The organism is Armatimonadota bacterium, from assembly GCA_036504095.1.
Taxonomy (GTDB): domain Bacteria; phylum Armatimonadota; class DTGP01; order JAKQQT01; family JAKQQT01; genus DASXUL01.
In genome coordinates this window covers 1-2,633 of the sequence record DASXVS010000004.1, presented here as the reverse complement: position 1 = coordinate 2,633, position 2,633 = coordinate 1, and the positions used below count along the sequence as shown (strand labels likewise).

2 protein-coding genes are annotated in these 2,633 nt (G+C 59.0%); both read left to right on the top strand.

The genetic code is table 11. From position 1 onward, the window contains the following. On the top strand, nucleotides 1–768 hold a 768-nt coding region (locus VGM51_01175), incomplete at its 5' end, for a hypothetical protein (protein ID HEY3411647.1). A 532-nt stretch (nucleotides 769–1,300) separates the two neighbouring features. Further along, the coding region (locus VGM51_01170; protein ID HEY3411646.1) for an IS110 family transposase at nucleotides 1,301–2,633 on the top strand (1,333 nt) is incomplete at its 3' end.

Genomic DNA, 2,633 nt, shown 5'->3' with positions numbered 1-2,633 from the left:
AAAAACAGCCTCCCGCCGTTTCCCTCTGGCACCACATTCACCCCTTCGGCCCAAGATTTTCTCAAGAATCACCAACGGGAAATTCAATTTGACACTCCGGGACCCAGTCCGGCAGCCGCGGTCAGTCCATCCAGCTCGGTTGATGCACCTGCGGAGGATCAGCGCCCTGCATGGGATCATCCCGGGGCATTTCCGGTCGTGCTGAGTGGGCCCGTCCCGGTGTGCGTGGAGTGCGGTCAGCCGGTGGGCCGCAAGCCCGAGCATATGACCCAGCTCGACGCGGCCCATTTTTCGCCCAAGACCCATCCCCGCATCCAGCTGCGCGGCCGGTTGGACAGCCTGCACGCCTTGGGAATGCTGGTCGCCGCGCAGGCTCGCGACAACCGCTTGCCCCAGTTGTCGGCGTACCTCGACACGCTCTGCGCGTACGTGCGCGAGATCCAGTCGGCCGAGTACAACGCTCGTCCGGTGTGCCCGCTCGAGCTAGCTGGAAAAAGGGCCGAGGAGATCCATGCCGTCTCCCACCACCCGGACCAGTACCTGGGCATCGCCCATCTTGTCCCTGAGGCTCAGGACGCAACCATCCTGCACTGGCTCAACTTCCTGCGCACCAGCGCGCGTGAGGTGGAGGTAGCAGTGCTCGAGGCGTACCCGCCCCCCGCCCGGGATGACCTCGTCCAGGCGGTCAACCGCCTGAGCAGTGCGGTGTACTACCTCGAGCTGCTCTTCCGCTCGGGAGTGGTCAGCTGGAACACCCACGGCTCGTAAATACTTCCCTTTCTATACGCGCAGGTCTCCCGACCGAGCGCCCATTAGGGGGGCCAAACCTTGATTGTAGCCCAGGCACATCGTCCCGACACGTGCGCTGCAGTGTCTGGCTCTTGGGGATACGATTCACCTCGGGGAAGACTACCAGCCAAGATGGCCGACACACGGGTCGGCCACTACAAGGAAGCTCGGTCACCCGGGAAAGAGCGCCCGCAGGGGATTGAAGTCTACAAACGAATGAAAGGTCGTTCTTGTTCTTCCCCTCGGACATGTCATTGCGAGATTCAGCCATACCGCAAGAGCGGTATTCGGGGAAGAGATAACCTACTAGAATCAAGACAGAACTCCAAGCAAGCCAAGACCGGGACGAAAATGGAGCGCGAGAGCCCAACTGCGAGAATGGTTCAGTTCAGGTGGCATTTGAGGAATGGTGGCTTGGTAGAACCGATACCAAAGACCCCGTTGAGTAGCTCACAGGGAGGTGCACCTGACTGGCTTGGAGGCCGCCAGGAAAAGCGAAAGGAGGTTTGACATGAGAAAAGGATCAGAGCGGCAGGGCATTTCAGAGGAAATGGTCATCCTTCACCCCCATGCGGCTGGGCTGGATATCGGCAGTACCGAAATTTGGGCCTGTATTCCCGCCGATGGGAAGGGAGAACGAGTGCGCTGTTTCGGGACGTACACGACGGATTTAGAGGAATTGGCAGACTGGCTGGAGGAGCACGGCGTAACGGAAGTGGCGATGGAATCAACCGGGGTGTACTGGATCCCGGTGTACGAGTTGTTGGAAGACCGCGGGATGAACGTGATGGTCGTCAACGCCCGGCATATCAAAAACGTGCCCGGACGGAAGAGTGATGTGCAGGATTGTCAATGGATCCAACGTTTGCATGCCTATGGCTTGCTGAGTGGGTCGTTCCGACCGCAAGCTGAGATGTGTGCCCTGCGCGCCTACCTGCGTCATCGGGATGGACTGATCGAGCATCGCGCCGCCCATATACAACACATGCAGAAAGCCTTGCTGCAAATGAATATTCAATTGGGGCAGGTGTTAAGTGATCTGACGGGGCAGACCGGGTTGGCGATCCTGCGCGCCATCGTAGCGGGAGAGCACAATCCCATGCGCCTGGTGGAGATGCGCAAAGGACGCTGCGAGCATTCTCGCGCAGAAATGATCCAGGCTTTGACGGGGCACTACCGCCCCGAGCACGTCTTTGCTTTGAAACAGGCGCTAGCTTTGTTCGACGCCTATACGGCCCAAATCAGGGAGTGTGACCAGGAGATTGAACGGCAGTTTGCGACCCTGCGTCCCCAACCTCCCGACGATTTGCCCCCTTTGCCGCCCGATCCGAAACCCACCTCGCATTGTAAGAATGCCCCCGACTATGATGCGCGTTCCTACTTGTATGGTCTGGCGGGGGTGGACTTCACGGCGATTCCCGGGTTGAATGCCAGCCTGGTTCAAAGGATCCTGGCGGAAGTCGGTCTGGACATGGATCGTTTTCCAACCGTCAAGGACTTTTGCTCCTGGCTTGGGCTGGCTCCGCATAATGCCATTTCAGGCGGTCGAGTGCTGTACAGTCACACCCTCCATACTCACAACCGCGCGGGGCAGGCCTTTCGCCTGGCGGCTCAAGCGGTGAGCCGTGGCAAAACCATCTACAGTGAGTTCTACCGGCGGGTGCGCGCTCGTTCGGGTCCCAAGGAAGCCATCGTGGCCACGGCCCACAAAATTGCCCGCACCTTCTATTTCATGCTCAAACGCCGCGAACCCTTCCGCAAACTTGATGTCGAATCCTATCTCAAACTGCAAAGGGAAAAAGATATTCGCCGCCTTTCAATCAAGGCTGCCAAACTCGGCTTAG